This is a genomic window from Legionella lytica (assembly GCF_044626755.1).
In the GTDB taxonomy this organism is placed as follows: Bacteria; Pseudomonadota; Gammaproteobacteria; order Legionellales; family Legionellaceae; genus Legionella; species Legionella lytica_A.
The window spans coordinates 1441000-1463908 of sequence record NZ_JBGORX010000001.1 but is presented as its reverse complement, the minus strand read 5'-3'; the positions used below and the strand labels follow the sequence as shown (position 1 = coordinate 1463908).

Sequence of the window (22909 nt, the reverse complement as noted above, 5' to 3'; positions counted from 1 at the left end):
TATGAATGAATGGTGGTTAATAGCACTACTCGCTACACTAACTCTGTTAGCAAGTTTGGTAATTATTTATCCTTTAAGGCGTCATTGGCTTGCTCGCTTATTGTTGGTCCCAATTATTTTTATCCTGGCATTTTCTGGATATTTCAATTGGGGTGGTTTTGCCAAATGGCAGGACTATTTGCAATTCCAAGAAAAACAGCAGAAAGCAGATGCCATGCTGAAATCGATTAAAAGCCCTCAGGAGTTAATCACTAAGCTACGTGCCAAGTTGGATGATACGCCTAAGAGCGCAAAAGGTTGGTATCTTTTAGGTCGGTTGTACACGGGCCAGGAAGAAAAACAAAATGCAGTAGATGCTTTTGCCAAGGCGTATCAGTTTGATCCTAAGGATGAACAATATGCGGTTAATTATGCACACAGTTTATGGGTATTAAATAACCGGCAGTTTACTGAACAAGTTACGAGTATTTTTGTTAATTTATTAAAAAATAACCCGAATCAACCCGATGCCTTAGCCATGATGGCGATGAATGCTTATGTAAGTCATGCTTATGAAGATGCTATTGCTTATTGGCAGCGTTTACTTCAGTTAGCTCCTCAGCAGTCTGAAGAGGCTCAGGCGATCCGTAAGGCGATTGCTAAGGCTGAAGAACAACTTAAGCCTAAAGATATTGGGGTTGAGTAAGTTTGATGTAAGTGTTTTTCTAATCTCCCTGAATTACCACGGTCATGCTCTGAAGGTCTCCTCAAGTGTGATTAAGGCTGGAGCTGCCCACGGTAATTCGAGCGTGTTATTAACTACTTCATCGGAGTATCAAACCAAGAATAAACATACCCCATTTTTTGTGTGTCCATATCCGGCTCTACAAACTCAGGGTAAGCTCGAGTTACGTGCGCATGAATTTTTCTTGTGTAGCTACGTAGCATACAATGACCATCCAGCGCAAAGATTTTTTCTGCGGTAAATGAACGTACTTCATCGTTGTATCTATAGAGTAGGGTTGAGCTTTTTTTTCTTTCCTGTCTAAAAATATCGCTATTAAGGAAATGAGATACTTCATGAACCAAGGTACTGGCTATTTCCTCTGCAGTGCGATCTGAGCTTAAATAGATATGTTTATCTTCGTAGATAATGCCTGATAATTTACTTTCAATAATTTTTACGGCTTCTTCTGAAGGAGGATAATCTGAGGGCAGTGTAATGTTTTCTTCATTGAGTAAGTCTTCCTGCATCTCCTGATAATGCTTGGGCACCATATTAAAAAAAGAATTGACGGTAATTCTTTGAGAATCAAGAACTTCTAAAACTCGTGTTGCGACGATGGATCGATTCTCTCGGATTATTTCGATTGCTTCCTTAAGTTTGACATCAAAATCAATTTTTTTCGTAGAGGTTTTATCCATAAAAATTTTAAAGAACATTCCTTTCTCCCTCTTGGTTTCTTATAGTCATTTAGTTCAAGAGCATTAATTAAGGCTAGCTAAGCTTTACGAGATAGTCCACTTTTGTGAACTTGTTTTGCTAATTTAAAGCTACAATTTCATAAGAAATCTGCTAGTCTTTAAGATAGACATCAGTATTTTAAGGAGAAAATGATGTATAAGAGGGTATTGTTTGCGACTGACTTTGATGAGGTTGGCGTATTGGCTGCCCATAAGGCAAAAAAAATTGCTGATGAAAATGGGGCTGATTTGATTTTAGTTCATGTTGTTGAACCTATTCCCGCATACGCCTATCCTGGTTTTGCAGGCTTTGCAGAAGTGGAATTGTCTATTCGTGAACAAGCAGAAAAAGAATTAAATGATTTAGGCGATCAATTAGGGGTTGATGAGCAGCATCGCTTTATCGAATTTGGTTCTACAAAGAATGAAATACTCAGAGTGGCTAAAGAACGTAATATTGATTTAATTGTTACCGGCAGTCATGGCAAGCATGGCCTTTCTTTATTGCTGGGCTCTACGGCTAACTCCATTTTGCATAATGCGCAATGTGATGTCTTAATTGTCCGTTCTCATATAGCGGACACCAAATAAGAAATAATAGTTATTTACTTTGGATGAAGAAGTCGCTGATGCTCATATTCGGAGCATCAGCGGCTTTTTCGTTTTATTTGAGTTCAAATCGTCAAGAAACAGGAATAGTCATTGTTCTGCGATGGTTTCTTTTTCTTAGCATTTCTCAATAAGCAAGAAAAGAAGTATACTATGACGTTTTAGTTTAACGATTGAATGATTCAATGAAATTGTTGCGTGGTATTCACCATTTTTCTATTTTTGATAAGGGCGTGGTTGCATCCATTGGCAATTTTGATGGGGTTCATTTAGGGCATCAACATTTAATTAAAACTTTGAAAGCTAAGGCACATGCCTTGAATCTTCCCTTAGTTTTAATTTTATTTGAACCCCAACCGCGCGAATATTTTCAAAAGGAACATGCCCCAGCAAGGCTTTCTGGTTTAAGAGAGAAGTTGGATGTGTTGCGTCGTTGTCAGGTTGACTATGTTTATTGTATTAAGTTTGATGATGCGTTTGCACAAACTACGGCAACTGAATTTGCCCGTAATTATTTATTTTCTACATTAAACATCAAACATCTTCTCGTGGGCGAAGATTTTCGCTTTGGAAAAAACAGAGAAGGGGATGTGAGTTTACTGCAGCAGCTAAGTTCAGAATATGCCTGTGATGTAGTGGTTTATTCTGATTTTTGTATCAATGAAGACCGAATTAGCTCGACAAAAATTAGAACCGCATTAGCTGCAGGAGAGCTGGATACTGCAGCCAAGTATTTAGGTAGAACCTACAGTATTTGTGGGCGGGTAGTTCATGGCGCAAAACGTGGGCGGCAGTGGGGAATTCCTACTGCAAATATTGGTCTTCGACGTTTGTCTGTTCCTTTGCAAGGGGTTTATGCAGTCGAAGCCCGCCTTGCATCGCAGCAAGTAGTATATGGGGTTGCTAATATTGGACGGCGACCTACAGTAGATGGCACCAAGTGTGTTTTGGAGGTCCATTTATTTGATTTTGAACAGTCAATTTATGGAGAATTAGTGCAGGTGTTTTTCTTGCGCAAGCTACGTGATGAAGTTAAATTCACTTCGGTGGATGCTTTGATCGAGCAAATACGTGATGATATTGAGGTGGCGAAAACATTCGTCAATAACCTAACGATTTCGTAAAGTGGTGGTCAGTTATGGCAGAATATAAAGATACATTAAACCTTCCTAATACTTCATTTCCAATGAAGGCAAGCTTGGCGACACGAGAGCCAGAAGCTTTGGCTCAGTGGCAAGAAAAGAAAATTTACGAGCAAATTCGTAAAGCCCGTGCCGGCAGTAAAAAATTTATTTTGCATGATGGCCCTCCTTATGCGAATGGTCACTTGCACTGCGGCCATGCTTTAAATAAGATCCTAAAAGACATTATTATCAAGTCTAAATCCTTTAGTGGCTATGATGCACCTTTTGTTCCTGGTTGGGACTGCCATGGTTTGCCTATTGAATTAAACGTCGAGAAAAAAATAGGTCGTGCTGGTGATAAGGTTTCTGCGCGTGAGTTCCGTGCAAAATGTCGCGAATATGCGGGTAGCCAAATTGATATTCAACGTGAAGAGTTTGAGCGCTTAGGTGTTTTAGGTGACTGGTATAATCCTTATGTCACGATGGATTTTCGTTATGAAGCCAATATTGTGCGCGCGTTAGGTTTAATGATTAAAAACGGGCACTTGCAGCAAGGTTTTAAACCGGTGCATTGGTGTATTGATTGTGGTTCAGCTCTCGCAGAAGCAGAAGTGGATTACGAAGAAAAAACCTCCATTTCTATTGATGTGGCGTTTACTGCGGTTGATCCAGCCGAGTTCATCAGTCACTTTAATATCAAAGCTGATGTTAAGAAATTGAGCGTTCCTATTTGGACAACGACTCCTTGGACCTTGCCTGCGAACGAAGCGGTATGTTTACATCCTGAAATTGAATACTCTTTAGTTGATGCGGGAAGTTTTTATTTAGTACTGGCTACAGACCTTGTTGAATCCGCGATGGAGCGTTACGGAATTACGGGATACAGCATTAAAAGTTCAGTACTAGGGAAGGCTTTCGAACATTTAAAATTACAACATCCTTTTTATAGTCGTGTTGTTCCCGTGGTGCTAGGTGACCATGTAACGACTGATTCCGGTACCGGAGCAGTACATACAGCACCAGCTCATGGTCCTGACGACTATTTAATTGGTAAAACTTATAATTTACCTTTAATTAATCCTGTTAAGGCGAATGGATGTTTTGCTGAAGATGTCGGTTTATTTGCCGGACAACATGTATTAAAGGTTAATGAGCGAGTTGTTGAAGTATTAACTGAGAATGGGGTTTTATTATCTAAAGGAACTATTCGTCACAGCTACCCACATTGCTGGCGCCATAAATCCCCCATGATCTTTTTAGCCACGCCACAATGGTTTATCTCCATGGATAAAAACCAGTTAAGACCTGCGATCGTAAAAGAAATTGATACGGTTAACTGGGTTCCAGATTGGGGGAAAGCACGTATCGGCAACATGGTTGAAAATAGGCCTGATTGGTGTATATCAAGACAAAGGGCTTGGGGTACACCTATGCCACTATTTGTGCACAGTACTACTCGCGAATTACATCCTAAAACTTTGGAATTCATTGAGCAGGTTGCGCTACGCATTGAGCACTCAGGTATTGATGCTTGGTTTGAAATGGATAAGGCAGAATTGCTCGGTGATGATGCCCCATTTTACGATAAAATTAATGACACCATGGACGTTTGGTTGGATTCTGGTGTAACCCATTATTGTGTGTTACAGCAAAATAAAGAATTGGCTTTCCCTGCTGATATTTATTTTGAAGGTTCTGATCAGCATCGTGGTTGGTTCAACTCCTCATTGACTACGTCTGTGGCGATGTATGGTGTGGCTCCTTATAAAACCGTATTAACCCATGGTTATACAGTAGATGCTGAAGGGAGAAAGCTATCTAAGTCTAAAGGAAATTATGTTGCTTTAGATCAGATGGTTAATCAGCATGGTGCGGATATTTTACGTTTATGGGTTGCTTCTACCGATTACCGTCATGAAGTAAGTATTTCTGATGAAATTATTAAACGTAATGCCGATGCTTATCGTCGAATTCGTAATACAGCCCGCTTTATATTAGCGAACTTATTTGATTTTGATCCTAAGGCAGATAGCGTTGATGCTAAGGAGCTGTTGGAATTAGATAAGTGGGCGATTAAGCGTTGTCAGCTATTACAAGAAGAAATTATTGCAGCCTATGAAAGTTATCAATTCCACGTGATTTATCAGAAGATTCATAATTTCTGCGCGGTGGACATGGGTAGTTTCTATTTGGATTTAATCAAAGACCGTCAATATACTTGTGCAAAACAAAGCAAGGCACGACGTTCTTGCCAAACGGCGATGTACCACATCATCAGAGCTTTTACTTTATGGTTAGCTCCCATACTGTCATTTACTGCCGAAGAGATTGCCAAGTTTATTCCTGGCTATAGCAATGAGACCATTTTCACCGAGCTTTGGTATGATGCATGGCCTGCAGTTGAGGGTGTGGATATGGCGCAGTGGGAAGAGTTGCACGTGATTCGCGATGAAGTCAATAAAGCTTTAGAAGAAACACGCCAAAAAGGAGAGATTGGTTCTGCCTTAGCTGCTGAGGTTTCTTTATACGCGGAGGATGCTACCTTGCCTAAATTAACTCGTTTAGGTGAAGAGTTGCGTTTCTTACTTATTACTTCTGGGGCAACAGTACAGCCTATGAGTGCAGCTCCTGTGGGCTTAGCGACTACTGAATATGGTGTATCTATTTTAGTAGCGCCAAGCGCTCATGAGAAATGTGCACGTTGCTGGCATCGTAGACCCGATGTAGGGCAGGATGCAAGTCATCCAGAACTGTGTTTGCGTTGTGTTGGCAATATTAGTGGTCAAGACGAAAAGAGGCAATTTATATGAAGAAATGGCATTGGTTTGCGCTAAGTATTTTAATTATAGTTTGTGACCAGGCAAGTAAATACTGGGCTGGAGCTTCTTTAACTGCTTATAAACCAGTGCCCGTTTTACCTATGCTCAATTTCACTCTGGCATACAATACAGGGGCTGCCTTTAGCTTTTTAAATGGAGCAGGAGGTTGGCACCGTTGGTTTTTTGCCTGTTTTAGTTTAATCATGAGTGTGGTTCTTGTGGTGTGGTTAATTAGAGCCCCCAGTAAAGATCGCCTTTTATGTGCCGGCATTAGTCTTATTTTAGGGGGTGCGGTAGGTAATTTAATTGACCGTGCTTTTTATGGTTATGTGATTGATTTTATCGATGTCTATTATCAACATCACCATTTTGCAACCTTTAATATTGCTGACAGTGCGATTTGTGTTGGTGCGGCATTTTTTGTGTTGGATGTGCTTATAAATCGGAAATAATTGAGGTCTAGGGGTTGGTGCTTCGCACCAACCCGCTCTAAGAGTGTGAGCAGCTTATTTCCCTGTTCATCGTCGTTTCACAAGCCCATCCGAAATAAGCTTATCGTGAGGCTGAAAAAGCATATTCATTCGCAATTTTGGATTATCTGACCTCATTCAATGATGTAAAGAGAGCTGTATTAATCAAGACGGATAAATTCTGATTTATTATACTTATAAATACCTTGCTGCTCGGTGTATCCCGCGCTAAAGCCCACGGGAATTCGAAGAAGGGAAATGGGCTCTAATCAGGCCATTCTCTGGGGAGAAATTATACCAAAACACTCGCTGCCAGTGCGGCTAATTGCTTTTTATCGGGATTATTAATACCGACGGCTGCCACCGCAGGTAAATTTAGAAAATGTTCTGCTTCTTCCCACTCAATTTCGGCGGGGAATAGTTTTAACCCAGGTAAGCATTTATTCAACATAGTACAGAATGCTAAATCGGCAGGGAAGGGCCGGACATGTACATAGCCTACGCTCATCGCGGCCATCGCTTCTGATAAGGTGGCAATTCCAGGGAGGTAGTTCATGGAGTACACTGTTGCGGTTTGGGCGATTGAGGGCAAAAATCCAGGGCTGGTGGCAAAATGAGCTCCAGCATGATAGCAATATTCTAATTGTTGTACATCGGTCACTCCAGCCGCCCCAATTTTAATTGATGGGAATTTGGCTATTGTTTGTTGCAAGAGCAGGGTATCTGTGGAATTAATTTCAACCAGTGAAAAACCTGCATGAGCAATTTGTTCTAGGCGCTCAAATAAAGAATTATCAACATCCAGAGAGATGATTATGGATTGATTGCCCAATAAAGTATCTAAAATCATAGCTAATTTACCTGTTGATGATGAGCGATTCTTTTATAATAAACGGAGTCGCTTGGGCTGTAAAGCTTGAGATATTCTCTAGTTTACGTAGGAGTAACGGACTTATCCGTGGGGAAGAGCAAATGAAAACCTGAGGGTGAGCAAGAGTATCTTGATTAAACTCAAGCCTACTCTAGGTCCTGTGGTTTGGATCCAGGATATCCATCTTTGAACAGTGAGTCCCGCGGAGCACCGCGGGGGTATGGCAAAGATAACCATTGCAAACACCAGGTTATGTTAAGAGTAGCCGTGAGTTTTAAACGGGGATGGATTAAACGGTTTCATTTCTGGTTCCTGCTCTGGGTTATTTACAGGCTTCGGAGTTGGTGGTTTAGGGCCAACTTTTGCATGTGGCCCATCCAAAGGAGGTGACATTTTCACATCTTGTTGCTTATCCAAAGGACCTTTTTCTGTACTTACTCCAGGCTTAGCTTGAAGTGCTCCAAATCGAGACATATGCTGTAATAATGATTGCATGGTGGTCTCAGGTAATGGGGCCAGAGAAGGAATTTTACCTAGACTTAAGAGCTTGATTAATCGGCTAAAATAATCTTTTGCCTGCCCTTTCTCTTTAGGGTTAAGGTCTTTATTTTTATCGATCTCGTTAGATATGTCCTTAGGAGAGCGTCTCAAGCTCAAAAAAGGGATTAAGGTCTGAGTAATCTTAATTACTGCCTGTGGAGCTGGTGTTGGCATTGATGCTGGCTGAGCTTTACCTGAAAGTGTAGGGCTAGGTTTCGGTGCAGTATCTTGTTCTAATCCAGGATTTTGTTGTATAAATGAAGCTCTTACGGATTGTAAAAGATTCTTTTTATTCTCAAGATTCATTTTTTCATCACGCTTTTCTTGAGTTTTTGCCGCTACATCATCCATGCGTTTATCAAGGTCATGGAACTCTTTTTCCATTTTCAGCGTTTTAGTTACTGCTTTGTTGACGGTTGATATTTCGTGTTCAGACTTATGAAAATGGGCAGCTGCTAATTCAAGTTGCTCTTGAGCTTGCTCAAGTTCTTCAGGAGTCATTTCATCAATATTTGCTTCTTTATCGATAAGATAATGAGTACCATTTCTCTCCGCGATTTTTGAATTTATGTCTGCAAAATAATAATTATCATCATGTTTAATAATTTGCTTGTCTTTGCCGACTATAAAGCTCGCATCTTTGGCAGAGGGTACTTCGGTACCGTTTGCATCATAAAAAGCTTTTTGTTTTTCACGGCTAGAGCGTATGTCGATTAACTGGGCTATATCAAGGTTTAATGCATTTTGTTGATCCAAGAGTGCATATGCTTCCTCTTCACTTCCTGGTTCGCCACTGGCTAATAGATCCGAAATAGTGTCTGTTAAACTATGAAGTTTTGTCTCCATCTCAGCCATTTGTGCATCGAGCTCTTCATTGGATAGTTGTTCGTATGTTTCGATTTGCTCATGAAAGGCAGCCATTTTGTCCATGAATAAGTCATGTTTGTTATCAAGGCGTACTTTTTGTTTATGTAGGTTTTCGAACTCTTCAGTTAATTTAGATTCTTCTGCAGATGCCAATTGATGCTGTTCTTCACATTTTTTAATCTCAGCATTGTAGCTATTTAACGTGTGTCGTAGCAGCTCAGCATTCGCTTTGGATGGTTCTTTGGATGCTTTATTTTCTTTGGCATCAGGCTTACTTTGGTTAATGGCTTTCGTATTTAGTTCTTCAATTAGTTCTCTAAGATGGCTTGCTGCATGCCCTTTTTTTTCAATGAACCAAAGTAATAGATGTGCTCTGAGACGGTGGTTTAGTTTTTCTTGTTCGCGAAGCTCAAACATGTGTTGTTCTTCAATGGCATCATCAATTGCCGCCTGAACCTTAATTTCAGTTTTTAGCGTTTCTCCAGCGGATGATGTTAAGAATGCTTTTACTTGAGTAGCATTATGCAGACCAAAGCGACTTAAATTAATTGGGGAGTTAGGTTCCAGATCTTTATCAGATGGCTTAGCAAAATAGAGAGGTTGAGACTTCATTGCCTCGTCTAACCAGTGGTCTGCCTCAAGGTTATTTGCCAGGGGATAAGTGCGATTGGTAGATTGGTGTATACTCATAATTATATGTTCCTAATTGCCCCATTTCTGTTAATTATACACAACATTGCCTAATAAAGCACCAGTTTTTTGGCGTCGATCATAGACATTAAATATTTTTACTACGATTTAACTATTTTTTATAGGATTAATTGCTTTTTTAAGGAAATAAAACAGGTAGCCCTAGACAAACCTGTAAAATGGGAACCGATATCAGCTCCTCCTTATTAGGACCTACAAATAACTCGGGGATGGATTTTCTCTTTCTTCAAGGGACTGATCTAGAGAGGGTGTGGAAGAAAATAAATCGTAATGAGCCGGCTCAATGCAGGGCAGCTGTGGTGGGTTTTCTGGTTGTTCCAGCAGTGCTTTTAACAGACAATGATGACTGTCTTGGCGGTGAGGTACAAGTTCATAACGGCTGGGCTTGTCTAGAAAATAGCGCTCATCGGTTGGCGAGGTATTTAAGGGACCATTCGCATCCTCAAAGCCCCAGTGATATAACTGTCGACGTTGGATTTCTACATATGAAAGCAGCCGTTGTTTTCCTGCACTTATTGCATTGTCCATCCCATTAAATAAGACAGTTAAACCATCGGCGCTACGAGCAAATAATACCCCTATGGAAGGATCCCATACTGCTCCAAAGGTATGAATAATCATTCCCAGAGCATAAGCCAGGATACGAGTTACAGGATTTATTAGGGTAATGCCAAGACGTATGCTCAAGGAGCATAGATCGATTAGCGGGAGGATTAACAGATTTTTAAGAAGTTGTACGATAGGTAAAAATAGAGCACGTGCGGCATTAATACCTATATTAATGGCGAGGTTATCGGAAAAGTGTCCAAAGGGATAGTTAAAACCATAAAGTGGTGAAAAGCTAAAACTTGCAAGAAGATTAGATCTAGGGGCTCGATTAGCAAAAGCCAGAAATACCTTGCCCATAGGTTCAATGTGTCCGAGGATAGCTAAAACTTTAGTAAGCAGATTGGTTATCCCGTGAAACGGTACATGAATTACAAGAGCGCCTATTCCAATTAATACTAAGGTAAATAGTGATAAGCTTAAATCAGCAACCGCAGCAAAGAATTGCTTGCTAAGCTTATGGAACAAGGGAACATTCTTTTTCCATCCATGAATGAATCCATCATGTAATCCGTAATAAAATCCTTCGAGAAAGGGAGTAATAAACAGTTTGCCAAGCGTAAGGACGCTTTTGCAAATCCACTTACATGTGCCTAAAAACCAATCATCGCCGGGATGCATGATGGTATCATACATTGCTGCCCCACCTTTACCTCCTAAGGCAGCGTAGTTGCTGTAGGGAAAATCTCCCATTTCTTTTCCTAGAGCAGGGATTATTTTAGTTAAGCCATAGCCCAAACTGAGCGCCAATGCGGCAATAATAGCAATTTGAGCAGGGTCTTCTTTAAGCACTTGAAATGCTTCAATAAAAAATTTGTCCATATTCCCGCCCACGACCGTACTTTGCCAGTATAAGGCGGATATGGATACTGCCTGTGAGTAGGTGCCGTGATTGAGCAAATGCGCTAGTTTTTGGGTGGGTTCTATAGCGCTAATCAAACCGCTTAAATGCAGTTTTATTAAAATATCTTCTAATAGTTTTGGTGCAAGAACGGCTCCGCCACCGAAAGTATAGGCAGCCATTGCTAATGAGCCAATTAAGGGGTTGCGTTCACTGGCATCAATAAAAATCCCTCCTATGTGACGAACAAGGTTAAGGACGCGATGCAGTGGATTATCATAAGAGGGAGGGGTAGGAGGATGATTGACTTGGACAATGACATAGGGATTATTACGGATCTGTTTTGTAATGAACTCTTCCAAAGTTTGGCCACTAGTTAGCAGACCTTTATTTCTTAATACTCGAGCCAATGAGTTTTTTTTGGGGCTCCGGGGTTTGAATTGAATAATGGGTTCGGATGATGATTTCTGTCGATGTGAAGCGTGTATGTGATTTATAAAATCTTCTTTTAGATCATGAATAATAAATCGATGCATACGTTTATAAAAATTGGAAAAGAAATCGGGAATTTTCGTTATGAAGGTTTTAAATTGTAAGCTTGCGCGTTCTGGAAGATAGAGATGGCGTTTACAAACCTGAGCCAAAGTATAAAGGTCTTGGCCTGTGGGTAAGGGATAGAAATTTTCTCCATGATGAAAATAACGTAATTGAGCTATTTTATTTTCTTGACGCACCAGAATGCGTTGCTCTTTGGCAATAAGGACGCAGTGCGCATGGTCTTGCGTAGCCAGTATTTTTTTTGCTTGTTTTACATTATCAGCTTGAATGGGGTCATAAGGGCTTTGCATTAAATCAGCAACCAGCTGATTGATACTGGGATATGCTTTTTGATCTAAGCCCTGAAGTTTGTAATAGGGCGTGATTTGTATTAGAGAAATACCTTGTCGCGGTTGTTCCTCTTCAATTTTATGTTCAGGTTTGTTTTCTGAAGCCAAATGCGTGATCCAATCATGGCCATCGCGCCACATTTTATAAAAAAATGAATGGATCTTTTCCAACCGGTTGGCCGCGACATCATTTAAACTGGGGGCTGGAGGAATTCCATAATAATGACAAATAACTCTTAAGGTATCATCTAAATCACGTTTATTGTGTCCAATGTGTACTTCACTGTCCCATATGAAACACGGACGGTCTGTATTGGCTTTTTTGACTTTACTAAAATCCATTTGATCTTGGCGTGAAACAGAGTGCACCTGACTAAACGCGTAATTTTGTGCTATTTTATAGGCGTCAAATAGAAAATCACCGAGTGAGCCTTCAGAGATTAGGGGGTTATTTGCCAGCATGCGGTTTTTATCACGGTGCTGCTTAATAATACTAATGGCTTTCCGCCTTAATCTTTCTTGCTGTTCGTAATCATCGGAGCGTATGCGACGCTCTTCTTTTAATAAAGGCTGTAGAGTATCAATGCAGTCATTGGCTATTTGTAGTTTTTGCTCTTGGGGCAAGGAAAGAGGGGGAGTATAACTTCTCGAACGGATACTATAGCCTTGAACCTTATTAATTAGATCCGCAATTAATGAAGAAGGACGTTTTCCCGGAAGCAATTTAATAAGTTCTGCTTCATGCGTAAATAACATGAGTTGCACAGTTTTTTGATCATGATTTGCGATAAGACGTATCTGATCATTATTGGGAAGGAGGTACTCCATTTTATAATGGCCTATGAGCACGGCTCCTGCTTCATCGCTAAATAAATTTCCAGCGACCGTGGGAAGTGCTTGATGACTAAAGGGGGTTATCATCAGCGGAACGATAATCTGAGTGTGTCCTTCAGTTGTGAGAAAATCGGCCATAGGCTTGGTTCATTGTGCAGATATCGTTCAGCATACTTGGTTTTTGTCTGAAATAGCAAGTGGGGGGCAATTGATGTCTGGAAATTTGCTTAGCGCACTGATAAAATGTTTTAAAAGTATACAGGAATAAATTTAATGACTAGTTATTGTGGTTACATCGCCTTAGTTGGCAGACCGAACGTGGGAAAATCCACGTTGCTTAATTGTATTTTAGAACAAAAAGTAAGTATTACTTCCAAAAAACCGCAGACAACACGACACAGTATTTTGGGGATTCGGACGGAAGCGGATTACCAATTTGTTTATGTTGATACCCCGGGTATTCATCAGCAGGGAAATAAAAAAGCAATGAACCGCTTGATGAATAAAACTGCAATTAGCGTGTTACGTGATGTTGATGTGATTGCTTTTTTGGTTGATGGCACGCATTGGCAAGAGGAAGATGAGTATGTACTGAAGTTAGTTAAACAAGCCAATATACCTTGTATTTTAGTCGTTAATAAAGTGGATAAAATTGACGATAAAGCACAATTATTGCCTTGGATGGAAGAAATGAGTCAGCGCCATGACTTTGCAGCAATTATTCCTATTTCAGCGCGCACGGGGGTGCAGGTTACGGAATTGCAGAATAAGTTGCAGACTTATTTGCCAGAAGGTCCTCATTTATTCCCGGATGATCAATTGACTGATCGCCCTACAAAGTTTCTTTGCTCCGAATTATTACGCGAAAAAATCTTCCGTTTTTGTGGGCAAGAATTACCTTATGCAGTTACTGTGGATATTGAATCGTTTAAAGATGAAGGTAATTTAGTACGTATTCATGCATTAATTTTGGTTGAAAAAGATAATCATAAACGGATGATTATTGGTGACAGAGGCCAGAAATTAAAAGAAATGGCAACCGAAGCACGTATTGATATGGAACGCTTATTAGGCAAAAAAGTGTTCTTACAATGCTGGTGTAAGGTTAAATCTGGCTGGGCAGATGATGAGCGTATGTTAAAACAATTGGGCTATGACTAGAACAATCGAAGCATGGGTCGTCCATAAACAATGGAGCGGTGATACCAGCGCCAGAGTCACTTTTTTAACTCGTGATTCGGGGTTGGTTCATTGTCTTTGTAAAGGGGGGCGTACTCCCAAAAAACAGGCCTTGTTGCAAGCCTTTACTCCTTTGTGGTTGACCCTTGATGAGCGTTATGAACGTTTGTACATGAAAACGGTCGAAAGTATTTCTCCGTCTTTATCCCTTGAAGGCCACGCCCTATTTTCAGCATTGTATGTGAATGAAATTCTCTATTATGTCCTAAAACCTCAGGCTCCTGACCCTGCATTATTTGATGCCTATTTATATACCTTGAATGGTTTGACTTTGGCTAAGGAGCGTTTGGTGCTGGAAATATTACTCCGGCGTTTTGAATGGGCTTTATTGAAATCATGTGGTTATTCTTTTTCATTAACCTATGAGGCTCGATCGGGAGAATCAATTCAGATGGATAAACATTATCAGTTTATTGCAGGAGAAGGTTTTATTTTGAGTACCCGCGGGATACCTGGTGCTCATATCTTCGCCTTAGCTCAAGATAATTTGGCAGAGCCAGGATGTTTGCACTCGGCAAAAGTGATTATGCGTAAGGCGGTTGATCATTTGCTCGGGGGAAGGGAGATTAAGGCTCGAGCCTTGTATGTTGTTTAATCCAGGAAACGAAGAACGTAGCCGTATTACGCTGCGCTAATACGGCTACTGGGAAGGGTGTTATCCTAAATTATTTCACTTCTTCCTCATCGTCCTCTTCTTCTTCATCACCATCATCAGACTCATCCTCATCACCTTCATCGCCAAGGTACTCATCGTAAATGATCTGATTGGCCTCAAAGCCCAATACTTTAAAGTAATCATAGGACATATAAAAATCACCCTTGTCTCCAAGCTGCTCCCCCCAGGAATTACGCAAGGTGAATAAACCTGTATGCACACGGCCTAGATCATCAACCGCGGTGGCATTATCATCATAACCGGTAATGATCATCGAATGGCCAGCCATGAAGGGGTATTGATAGAGTTCACGTTCAATGGTTGTTGATAATACCCAAGTATCATTGACCTCATGATGTTTACCTACCGCACCTGCAAGACCTAAATCGATCGCAGGCAAGAAGCTCACCATGGTGACGCGTTGCTCTCTATTAATTGCTTGCTTAATTTCACCGATTAACTCTTGAGTATCTACCTCATTGGTGAGCATTACTTTATAAGCATCAAGAATTGGTGCTGAATAGATTTTATTATCGATTAAGTCTTCACTGATTTTGTGGTAGCTGTCAAAACTAATGGCTGATCTTGGTGTTTCGTCTTCATTGCCTGGATATTCATTAAGACCACCACAGCCTACTGTACGTTGAGTTTCTTTAGAAACAAAACCATGGTCCTCAAGTCTGCTTAAAATACTGCGATTTAACGAGCCAGACCAACCACTCGCAGTATAAGAATACTTATAATTTCCCAACTGGAGTAAACACAGTTGGCTGATGTAATCCCCTTTACCTAAGATGGCATCAATGGCTGCAGTATTAGCAAAGGTAACACAGGTTCCAAAGTAGCCTTGATCCAGAACTGGAACTCCATTCATACCTAATTGTTTTTGCGCGGGCATAATGGATGGGATAAAGCTTTTTTGATGAGTTGCCTCAACTTTCTGTTGCATTGCTTCCAGGGCTTTGCTTGATAACTTAAACTGCATTAGTTTAAGCATTTTGGGCTTTGCAAATTGAGCTTTTCCGGCGGATTTTAAAGCATAGTCTATAGTACCTGCAGGCTCTATTTCAGTAGCAAATGCATTACCAACTAATGCGAGACTTAACATAAGAATTTTATTTAACTGCATGGAGTAACTCCTTTATCTACTGAATCTATTAATCAAGGTATGCGCGTACAATTTGTTGCGCTTCGATTACTAGGACACGGAAATAGTCGTAAGACATATAAAAATCACCTTGATCTCCGGTCTCACTACCCCAAGAGCCGCGTAATGTCAGTAGCCCTTTATGTTTTTCACCCGTTTCATCCACGGAAATTGCGTCATTATCATATCCAGTAATAATTACACTGTGGTAATACAAGGGCACGAAGTTATAAAGCTCTCGTTTCATTTGGGTATTAAGAATCCAAGTGTCATTTTTTTCATGATAAGTACCCATTGCTCCTAACGTGTTTTCCCCGTTGAAGAATGCTAAAAAACCTAGGGTGACGCGTTGTTCTTGATTAATCGCTTTCTTGACTTCCACGAGTGTTTTTTCAGTATTGGCTCGTTCACCTACTGATTTATGCATACTTAATAGTGGAAACCACATAATCGATTCTGCAACCGTATTGCGACTAAGACGATTGTAGCTTTCGTAGTTTATAAAAGGGATAGAGTCTTCACAGCCCGCACTTCTCTGATGCACCTTCATGATGTATCCATAATTTTCAAGGCGGCTTAATGTATTATGCAATGTGAAACCAAAGCCTTTATTTGTGGGATCCATATAATTACCTAATTGGATAAGACAAAGTTGGCTTACAAAATCGCCTCGACTTAAGAGGGCATCAATCGCTGCGGTGCTTGCGTATGCCGAGTCAACGTAGGTATTGCCTTGATTCAAAACAGGAACATTATTCATACCTAACTGCTTTGCTGCAGCCAAGCCATCGTTTGTACTCAGCAAATTGGTGTGCTGTAGAGATTTCAGACGTGCTTGCATTAAGGTATGTGTTTTCTTGGTTACTGGATATTGAAGAGCCTTTTGGACAACGGGAGCCGTGGCAAAGGCATTACAGCTGAACAATATACTCAAAAAAAGAGCTTTGTTTAATCTCATAATTATTCCATTTTTGATGAAAAATGAGCAGCATGGTAACAAGTTTACTAAGCTTATGCAAAGCTCAGCTTGAGTTTAGGTAGGCAGGAACATTATACTCTTGGTTTTACTTAGTGTGGTGCAAAATGAGTAAGTTGATTTTATTAGGCGTAAATATTGATCACGTCGCTACAGTACGACAAGCACGTGGTACCCGTTACCCGGATCCTGTACAAGCTGCCATGGATGCTGAAGAAGCTGGGGCTGATGGAATTACCTTACACATGCGTGAAGATTTACGCCATATCCAAGCACGTGATGTGCGTTTAATTAAAGAAGTATTACAAACGCGCATGAATCTGGAATTAGCAGTGACTGAGGCTATGCTGGAATTTGCAGAAGAAATTTCTCCAGAGCACACCTGTTTAGTACCAGAAAAGCGAGAAGAAATAACAACGGAAGGTGGGTTGGATATTTTAACCCACCAAAAAACAGTTGAGCATGCGGTGCGACGTTTGGAGGCGATGGGCAGCGAAGTTTCTTTATTTATCGACCCCGATCTGGATCAAATCAAAGCTGCCGCGGATGTGGGTGCTCCGGTTATTGAATTGCATACTGGTTGCTATGCCGATGCAACTCATATTGAGCAGCAGCAATACGAGTTAGAACGTATTAAACGAGCAGCTGAATATGCTGCCAGCTTAAATTTGATTGTTAATGCGGGTCATGGATTACATTATCATAATGTACAAGCGATTGCTGCAATCAAAGAGTTACATGAGCTTAACATTGGCCATGCCATTATTGCTCGCGCTTTATTCTGTGGAATGAAAGAGGCGGTAAGACACATGCGCCAACTCATGTTAGAGGCCAGACTTTATATTAATGAGTGACGTGATTTAAATAGAGCTGCGAACGCAGGAAGCCCCCGGGTTCTATGCTTAGAGAACCTGGGGGAGATATAATGTTAAAGCTTGCAATAGGTAGTAGAGGCTATGGGTTCTGCCTCGACACTTAATATGAATGTTTGCATTTGCGCAAATTTCGTTGTGTAAATTTTGGCTCTTTGTTGTTTATTGAGACAATCTTTTTTCTCCTTATTATTTAACTGCAGCATCATTTGTACATATTCATCACAAACGCTTTCTGTGTCTTCATCAAAGCGTTGGCTTATGGAGCCTTGCACCACAAGGTCAACCAACTCGCTAAGGAAAAGATTTTTTTCTCTTTCAGCTTTTTCGCTTATCGTATCTAAAGATGCTTTAAGTATTTGTAAAAAAAGATTTATACCCTCAATAGGATCAATGCCACCTCGCGATACGGCTTCAAGAATCACTAATGCTTTTTCTCGACATAGTTGTTCGATGACATCATCAAGATCATTCACAAAGGGAGGTAGTTCCGTGGTGGAGTTGAGGCTATTCATAAAATGGGTACCACTTAGCAAACACGCCTTCGGATTTTGTGGATCGGTGCTTAAAACAGTTTCATCAATCAAGGCGGGAAGGATGCTGTCATGGCAAGCTTCGCTAAGTAATTGCTGTGTTTCCGAGCTGCGCCCACGACCATATTGCAGAGAAGTATGGCCTAATATGGGATGCAGATTTTTTTGATAATAAGCAATCATCGTATAAAAAAATAAATCCACACGCATGTTCGCATGTTCCAAAATATTCTTTTTGGCAAGTAAAAGAAGTTCGGCATGAGACAGGGCGTTTGGATTTAATTGCTCATTGCTTAATGAAAGAGCCTGAGAGGCTGTATAATTTTGTTGATAACTAAACTTTTGACGTGCTCGTTGAGGGAATAATTTTTTGGCTTGAGCTTTTAATTTTTGGACGCTGCATTCTTGAGGGGAAAAAAATTGTAAATTAGCTGATTTTTTGGATTTGGATGGACTGAACTGAACGGATGGAGCGGGCTTGCCTGCCACTTCCCTGGACGATGTAGTAGTTCCTTTAGTTTTAGGCATATGACGTCTCCTAGTATTCGGTCATGGTTAGGTAGTTAATGGTTCATAGTGTGCAGATTCTCCTAGAGTTGAGAGATAATGAACTTTTAGAGTATCGGATAATGTTAGGAAAAACAATGTGCAATCTTATTAATTTTTAGGTGCGATTCGAGTTTTTTCTGATTAAATAAAGTTTTTTTGCCCGTTTATTTGGTAATTTGTTATAATTATGATCTTTGGGTGAAATAACCCTAACTTTGAGGAGATAAGCAGAGTATGTATAGCAAAGATAATGGTTTCTTCCGTCCTCCGGTATTAGCAAGTTTTTCTATTGAGAACACTACTGCGAAGCCCCTGTTTGATCAAGATCTTCCCTCCACTGTATATCAGCCCTTCTTAGAGCAATTATTCAACTGGTTGGCTCTAGATTTTCCAGAAAATCAATTTATCTTAACTGGCAGTGCAGCAAAACAATTACAGGATCCTACTCTACCGAACCCCAATGATCTTGATTTTCTTATGGGAAATGAAGATTTAATTCAAGGTCTATCACAGATAAGAGCAGTATTAAAAAAGATGGCAGTGGAATTTACCTTCGACGATGCTTCTGGGACTTTAGTTGTAGTTCATGATGCTTATGCGATAAAGATTCAAGTAATTGATACTTATAATAGCCACCATTGCTATCCTCCTAGAGAGAAGTTAAAGGATTTGTGTACCAATGGGTCGATTCGCATGCTTTCTGCGGCGGTTATTCCAGTAGTAGAAACTTCTAATGAGCCCATAATTGGCTGGGATGGAAATTTAATAGAAGTTAATGAAATTGACCTTTCTGATAATGATGATCTTGACTTGGATGGAAATGAAGAAATAATTAATGAAATGGTATTTCCTCATTTTTCAAAATAATTGAGGGGAAAGAGTAACCCCCGATTTTACGTTGTCATTGCCAACGAAGTGAAGCAACCAGGGTTTGGTGTTTCGAAATTGAGGGTTGCTTCGCCACTATGTTTCTTGAAATGGTAGTATTTACATGCAGCCGCAAAGGGATTGATTTCAATTAATCTATCGTAATAAGGGCTAAACTCTTGCCAAATTTAAAGCAAAAAAATCCCGGCAAGTGCCGGGACCAAGTAGAGGAGACCGATTTTAGTCGCGGCCTGAAAATGCGCTTAATATGTTGAGCAGGCTCACGAACAAATTGTATATAGATACAAAAAGACCTACCGTTGCAGCAATATAATTTGTCTCACCATCGTGAATTATAGCACTGGTTTGAAGCAGAATTAGTCCAGAAGAGATCAGGACAAACGCTGCGGAAATAGCTAGTTGTAACGCAGGAATCTGAACAAATATTCCAGCGATCATTGCTAACAATGCCACCATCATACCAACAAAAAGGAATCCACCTAGGAAGCTGAAATCTTTTCTCGTGGTTAATGCATAACCGGAAAGAGCAAAGAAAATCACACCTGTACCCCCTAATGCGGTAGCAACGAGCTGAGGTCCATTACTAAAATTATGCATGTAAAAGTTTAATATTGGGCCTAAGGTATAACCCAAGAAGCCGGTAAAAGCAAAAACACTCACCAGACCCCAAACGCTATTTTGTAATGCATGGGTTAAAAACATTAAACCGTAAACACCAACGATCATTACCAGCACGTTCACTGGGCGTGCGCCACTTGCCATAGATAAATAGGCTGTAAAGGCACTGAATAAAAATGTTAAACTCAGCAAAAGGTAGGTATTGCGTAGTACCTTATTGCCGGACAGTACTGACTCCCTACGGTTAATCAGGGTAACATCATTTCGGTTCATCGTTTAGAACTCCTCTTTCGTTTATATTTATTCTAGCATATCTGGAGATAAGTTTCCTATATTTCAAGTAGTATGAGGTAATTTTGTCAAGAAATATTTGAACTTTTTGAATCCCAAACTCTTTGAGGATCTATACTAGTCTATAGTATGATGAAAAACTCTTAATGCAGTAAATGAGGCGTATAATGGCTCGAGTGGCGCTAGCCCAAATGATTTCTTCAGCAAATGTAATGGAAAATTTGCAGCAAGTTGAAACCTTGATGATACAAGCACGTGAACAAGAAGCAGATTTAGTTTTATTACCCGAGAATTTGGCCTTCATGGGATACAAAGACATAGACAAGCTGCAGGTGGGTGAGCTCTATGGTCAAGGGCCGATACAAGAGAAAATAAGCGAGTTGGCAAAACGTTTAGGATTGTGGGTTATTGCGGGAACAATCCCCATCAAAGCAAACAGTTCAAAGGTTCGAGCAAGTAGTTTAGTCTATGATAATCAAGGACGTTGTGTAACCCGGTATGATAAAATTCATTTATTTGATGTAAACGTTTCCGAACAAGAGAGTTATCAAGAATCGTCCACTATAGAAAGGGGGGATGAGCTTGTCGTTGTGGATACCCCTATAGGCAAGGTTGGATTAACTGTTTGTTATGATTTACGTTTTCCGGAACTGTATCGAGAATTAGCGATCCAAGGTGCGCAGCTGTTCACCGTTCCTTCAGCATTTACAGCAATAACGGGTCAGGCTCATTGGGAGGTGTTATTGCGGGCAAGGGCGATTGAAAATCTTTGCTACGTATTGGCTGCAAATCAAGGCGGACAACATGAAAATGGGCGCTCTACTTATGGCCACAGCATGATCATTGATCCCTGGGGTAGGGTATTGGCTCAGCAAGAAGAGGGTGTTGGGATAGTCACTGCAGAGATTGATTTACAGGGTTTGCACCATTTGCGAAAAACCTTTCCAACGGTGGACCATCACGTATTAAATTTAAAAGGTATTTAAATGACAGAAGCATTAATTACAGCAAAAGAAATTCTACTGGCTCCAGCGGCTCTTGATGAAGGCGGTATTGAAAAACTCTTTAAGTCAATGATGAGCTATCATATCGATGATGCTGATTTATATTTTCAAAGTTGCAGTTACGAATCGTGGTACTTAGAAGATTCTGTAGTAAAAAGCGGTAGTTTTTCTTTGGATAAGGGCGTAGGCATTCGTGCAATAAGTGGCGATAAAACTGGTTTTGCCTATTGCGATGATATCCTTTTACCCTCAATGTTGCGTGCTGCTGATGCCGCCCGTTCTATAGCTCTAGCTGGAACGAAGGTTTTACAACCAGTTCATATCAATGCGGTTGCGCAATCGCGCTATCAAGGCTTAAATCCCATTGAAGGTATGAGTAAGCAAGAAAAGATCGCGTTACTTGAAGCCATTGATAAAGAAGCACGTAGTATTGATTCACGAGTGGTACAGGTTAATGCCTCCTTAAGCGGTTGTTATGAAGTGGTTATGGTTGCGGACATGCATGGTAAGATGGTTGCTGATGTACGTCCCTTAGTTAGTGTGAACGTAAGCGTTATTGTTGAGGATAAAAATGGGCGTCGTGAATCAGCGCGTTCTGGGGGGGGAGGAAGGGTTGCTTATTCTTATTTCACTGAAAAAGATAATGCTTTAAGTTACGCACGTGAAGCAGTGCGTGAAGCGTTAGTTAATCTTGATGCTAAGCCTGCGCCAGCAGGAACTATGCCCGTTGTTTTAGGGCCAGGGTGGCCAGGAGTACTCCTGCATGAGGCTGTAGGGCATGGTTTGGAAGGTGATTTTAACCGTAAAGGTTTATCTGCGTTTTCAAGGCTTATCGGCCAACAAGTAGCCGCTCCTGGTGTCACTGTAGTTGATGATGGTACCTTAAAAGACCGACGCGGCTCTTTGACCATCGACGATGAAGGAACTCCTTCGCAATGTACTACCTTGATCGAGGATGGGGTATTGGTAAATTACATGCAAGATAAATTAAATGCCAAGCTTATGGGCATGCAATCTACAGGTAACTGCCGCCGTGAATCTTATGCTCATGTACCTATGCCTAGGATGACCAATACATACATGTTGGCGGGTCAACACGACCCAGAAGAAATTATTCGCTCAGTCAAACGAGGTTTATATGCAGTGAACTTTGGCGGTGGGCAGGTCGATATTACTTCGGGGCAATTTGTTTTCTCTGCGAGTGAAGCCTATCTCATCGAAGACGGTAAGATTACCGCCCCGGTTAAAGGAGCTACCTTAATTGGTAATGGTCCGGATGTCATGAAAAAAGTCAGTATGATTGGTAATGATTTATCTTTGGATCGTGGAATTGGGGTTTGCGGTAAAGACGGCCAGTCTGTTCCTGTTGGGGTAGGACAACCTACGCTGAAAATCGATGCATTAACTGTGGGTGGAACTAGCTGAGAGGTATCTGAGAAGTCGAAATACGGGGAAGCACTTTCCCGTATTATCCAGTGCTGATACGGGTACATCTTAGCCTAAAATTTGGATTTG

Annotated in this window: 19 protein-coding genes; 11 read left to right on the top strand and 8 right to left on the bottom strand. The window is 40.7% G+C overall.

Annotated features, from left to right (window positions below; all coding sequences use genetic code 11):
* Nucleotide 1 precedes the first annotated feature (1 nt).
* Complete coding sequence (locus ACD661_RS06100; RefSeq protein ID WP_400186940.1) at nucleotides 2–685, top strand: tetratricopeptide repeat protein; 684 nt, start codon at nucleotides 2–4, stop codon at nucleotides 683–685.
* Nucleotides 686–798: 113 nt separating this feature from the next.
* On the opposite strand, the gene ACD661_RS06095 is transcribed toward ACD661_RS06100, so the two are convergent.
* Complete coding sequence (locus ACD661_RS06095) at nucleotides 799–1422, bottom strand: hypothetical protein (RefSeq protein WP_400186939.1); 624 nt, start codon at nucleotides 1420–1422, stop codon at nucleotides 799–801.
* Nucleotides 1423–1596: 174 nt separating this feature from the next.
* Between ACD661_RS06095 and ACD661_RS06090 the strand changes: the two genes are divergently transcribed.
* The 4 genes from ACD661_RS06090 (at nucleotide 1597) to lspA (ending at nucleotide 6447) form a co-directional block, all read left to right on the top strand.
* Nucleotides 1597–2034, top strand: coding sequence for a universal stress protein (locus ACD661_RS06090; protein WP_400187234.1), 438 nt, complete (start codon nucleotides 1597–1599; stop codon nucleotides 2032–2034).
* A gap of 203 nt (nucleotides 2035–2237) precedes the next feature.
* On the top strand, nucleotides 2238–3176 hold the full coding sequence (gene ribF / locus ACD661_RS06085; RefSeq protein WP_400186938.1) for a bifunctional riboflavin kinase/FAD synthetase: 939 nt from the start codon (nucleotides 2238–2240) through the stop codon (nucleotides 3174–3176).
* A gap of 14 nt (nucleotides 3177–3190) precedes the next feature.
* A complete protein-coding gene (gene ileS, locus ACD661_RS06080) occupies nucleotides 3191–5986 on the top strand; it encodes an isoleucine--tRNA ligase (protein WP_400186937.1) in 2796 nt (931 codons plus the stop codon).
* Complete coding sequence (gene lspA / locus ACD661_RS06075) at nucleotides 5983–6447, top strand: signal peptidase II (RefSeq protein WP_400186936.1); 465 nt, start codon at nucleotides 5983–5985, stop codon at nucleotides 6445–6447. Before ileS ends, lspA begins: the two co-directional genes overlap by 4 nt.
* A 310-nt stretch (nucleotides 6448–6757) precedes the next feature.
* Here the strand turns inward: lspA and ACD661_RS06070 are convergent, their stop codons facing one another.
* From ACD661_RS06070 to ACD661_RS06060, 3 genes are all read right to left on the bottom strand, one after another.
* Nucleotides 6758–7315: a multidrug DMT transporter permease gene (locus ACD661_RS06070; protein ID WP_400186935.1), complete on the bottom strand. Its 558-nt coding sequence runs from the start codon at nucleotides 7313–7315 to the stop codon at nucleotides 6758–6760.
* 276 nt (nucleotides 7316–7591) lie between these two features.
* A complete protein-coding gene (locus tag ACD661_RS06065; protein ID WP_400186934.1) occupies nucleotides 7592–9433 on the bottom strand; it encodes a hypothetical protein in 1842 nt (613 codons plus the stop codon).
* A gap of 213 nt (nucleotides 9434–9646) precedes the next feature.
* The gene (locus ACD661_RS06060; protein ID WP_400186933.1) at nucleotides 9647–12760 is read right to left on the bottom strand and encodes a hypothetical protein; all 3114 of its coding nucleotides are present in this window, start codon (nucleotides 12758–12760) and stop codon (nucleotides 9647–9649) included.
* Nucleotides 12761–12895: 135 nt separating this feature from the next.
* Here ACD661_RS06060 and era point away from each other — a divergent pair, with 135 nt between their 5' ends.
* Entirely contained in the window at nucleotides 12896–13783 is an 888-nt protein-coding gene (gene era / locus ACD661_RS06055) for a GTPase Era (RefSeq protein WP_400186932.1), read from the top strand.
* The gene (gene recO / locus ACD661_RS06050) at nucleotides 13776–14456 is read left to right on the top strand and encodes a DNA repair protein RecO (protein WP_400186931.1); all 681 of its coding nucleotides are present in this window, start codon (nucleotides 13776–13778) and stop codon (nucleotides 14454–14456) included. Before era ends, recO begins: the two co-directional genes overlap by 8 nt.
* A 70-nt stretch (nucleotides 14457–14526) precedes the next feature.
* On the opposite strand, the gene ACD661_RS06045 is transcribed toward recO, so the two are convergent.
* A complete protein-coding gene (locus tag ACD661_RS06045; protein WP_400186930.1) occupies nucleotides 14527–15645 on the bottom strand; it encodes a C1 family peptidase in 1119 nt (372 codons plus the stop codon).
* A 28-nt stretch (nucleotides 15646–15673) separates the two neighbouring features.
* Entirely contained in the window at nucleotides 15674–16621 is a 948-nt protein-coding gene (locus ACD661_RS06040; RefSeq protein WP_400186929.1) for a C1 family peptidase, read from the bottom strand.
* A gap of 125 nt (nucleotides 16622–16746) precedes the next feature.
* Between ACD661_RS06040 and pdxJ the strand changes: the two genes are divergently transcribed.
* Nucleotides 16747–17493 carry a pyridoxine 5'-phosphate synthase gene (gene pdxJ / locus ACD661_RS06035; RefSeq protein ID WP_400186928.1) on the top strand — a complete coding sequence of 249 codons (747 nt, stop codon included), beginning with the start codon at nucleotides 16747–16749 and terminating at the stop codon, nucleotides 17491–17493.
* Between the two features lie 74 nt (nucleotides 17494–17567).
* Here the strand turns inward: pdxJ and ACD661_RS06030 are convergent, their stop codons facing one another.
* A complete protein-coding gene (locus ACD661_RS06030; protein ID WP_400186927.1) occupies nucleotides 17568–18572 on the bottom strand; it encodes a hypothetical protein in 1005 nt (334 codons plus the stop codon).
* A gap of 255 nt (nucleotides 18573–18827) precedes the next feature.
* On the opposite strand from ACD661_RS06030, the gene ACD661_RS06025 reads away from it, so the two are divergent.
* Nucleotides 18828–19460, top strand: a complete 633-nt coding sequence (locus ACD661_RS06025; protein ID WP_400186926.1) for a hypothetical protein — start codon at nucleotides 18828–18830, stop codon at nucleotides 19458–19460.
* Nucleotides 19461–19700: 240 nt separating this feature from the next.
* Here ACD661_RS06025 and ACD661_RS06020 read toward each other — a convergent pair whose 3' ends face one another.
* Nucleotides 19701–20372 carry a Bax inhibitor-1/YccA family protein gene (locus ACD661_RS06020; RefSeq protein ID WP_400186925.1) on the bottom strand — a complete coding sequence of 224 codons (672 nt, stop codon included), beginning with the start codon at nucleotides 20370–20372 and terminating at the stop codon, nucleotides 19701–19703.
* Nucleotides 20373–20557: 185 nt separating this feature from the next.
* Here ACD661_RS06020 and ACD661_RS06015 point away from each other — a divergent pair, with 185 nt between their 5' ends.
* Both ACD661_RS06015 and tldD read left to right on the top strand, forming a co-directional pair.
* A complete protein-coding gene (locus ACD661_RS06015) occupies nucleotides 20558–21376 on the top strand; it encodes a carbon-nitrogen hydrolase family protein (RefSeq protein ID WP_400186924.1) in 819 nt (272 codons plus the stop codon).
* The gene (tldD, locus tag ACD661_RS06010) at nucleotides 21377–22819 is read left to right on the top strand and encodes a metalloprotease TldD (protein ID WP_400186923.1); all 1443 of its coding nucleotides are present in this window, start codon (nucleotides 21377–21379) and stop codon (nucleotides 22817–22819) included.
* Nucleotides 22820–22909: the final 90 nt, after the last annotated feature.

Coding starts and splice junctions, on each gene's coding strand:
- ACD661_RS06100 (WP_400186940.1), top strand. CDS start 2: ATGAATGAATGGTGGTTAATAGCACTACTCGCTACACTAACTCTGTTA.
- ACD661_RS06095 (WP_400186939.1), bottom strand. CDS start 1,422: ATGTTCTTTAAAATTTTTATGGATAAAACCTCTACGAAAAAAATTGAT.
- ACD661_RS06090 (WP_400187234.1), top strand. CDS start 1,597: ATGTATAAGAGGGTATTGTTTGCGACTGACTTTGATGAGGTTGGCGTA.
- ribF (WP_400186938.1), top strand. CDS start 2,238: ATGAAATTGTTGCGTGGTATTCACCATTTTTCTATTTTTGATAAGGGC.
- ileS (WP_400186937.1), top strand. CDS start 3,191: ATGGCAGAATATAAAGATACATTAAACCTTCCTAATACTTCATTTCCA.
- lspA (WP_400186936.1), top strand. CDS start 5,983: ATGAAGAAATGGCATTGGTTTGCGCTAAGTATTTTAATTATAGTTTGT.
- ACD661_RS06070 (WP_400186935.1), bottom strand. CDS start 7,315: ATGATTTTAGATACTTTATTGGGCAATCAATCCATAATCATCTCTCTG.
- ACD661_RS06065 (WP_400186934.1), bottom strand. CDS start 9,433: ATGAGTATACACCAATCTACCAATCGCACTTATCCCCTGGCAAATAAC.
- ACD661_RS06060 (WP_400186933.1), bottom strand. CDS start 12,760: ATGGCCGATTTTCTCACAACTGAAGGACACACTCAGATTATCGTTCCG.
- era (WP_400186932.1), top strand. CDS start 12,896: ATGACTAGTTATTGTGGTTACATCGCCTTAGTTGGCAGACCGAACGTG.
- recO (WP_400186931.1), top strand. CDS start 13,776: ATGACTAGAACAATCGAAGCATGGGTCGTCCATAAACAATGGAGCGGT.
- ACD661_RS06045 (WP_400186930.1), bottom strand. CDS start 15,645: ATGCAGTTAAATAAAATTCTTATGTTAAGTCTCGCATTAGTTGGTAAT.
- ACD661_RS06040 (WP_400186929.1), bottom strand. CDS start 16,621: ATGAGATTAAACAAAGCTCTTTTTTTGAGTATATTGTTCAGCTGTAAT.
- pdxJ (WP_400186928.1), top strand. CDS start 16,747: ATGAGTAAGTTGATTTTATTAGGCGTAAATATTGATCACGTCGCTACA.
- ACD661_RS06030 (WP_400186927.1), bottom strand. CDS start 18,572: ATGCCTAAAACTAAAGGAACTACTACATCGTCCAGGGAAGTGGCAGGC.
- ACD661_RS06025 (WP_400186926.1), top strand. CDS start 18,828: ATGTATAGCAAAGATAATGGTTTCTTCCGTCCTCCGGTATTAGCAAGT.
- ACD661_RS06020 (WP_400186925.1), bottom strand. CDS start 20,372: ATGAACCGAAATGATGTTACCCTGATTAACCGTAGGGAGTCAGTACTG.
- ACD661_RS06015 (WP_400186924.1), top strand. CDS start 20,558: ATGGCTCGAGTGGCGCTAGCCCAAATGATTTCTTCAGCAAATGTAATG.
- tldD (WP_400186923.1), top strand. CDS start 21,377: ATGACAGAAGCATTAATTACAGCAAAAGAAATTCTACTGGCTCCAGCG.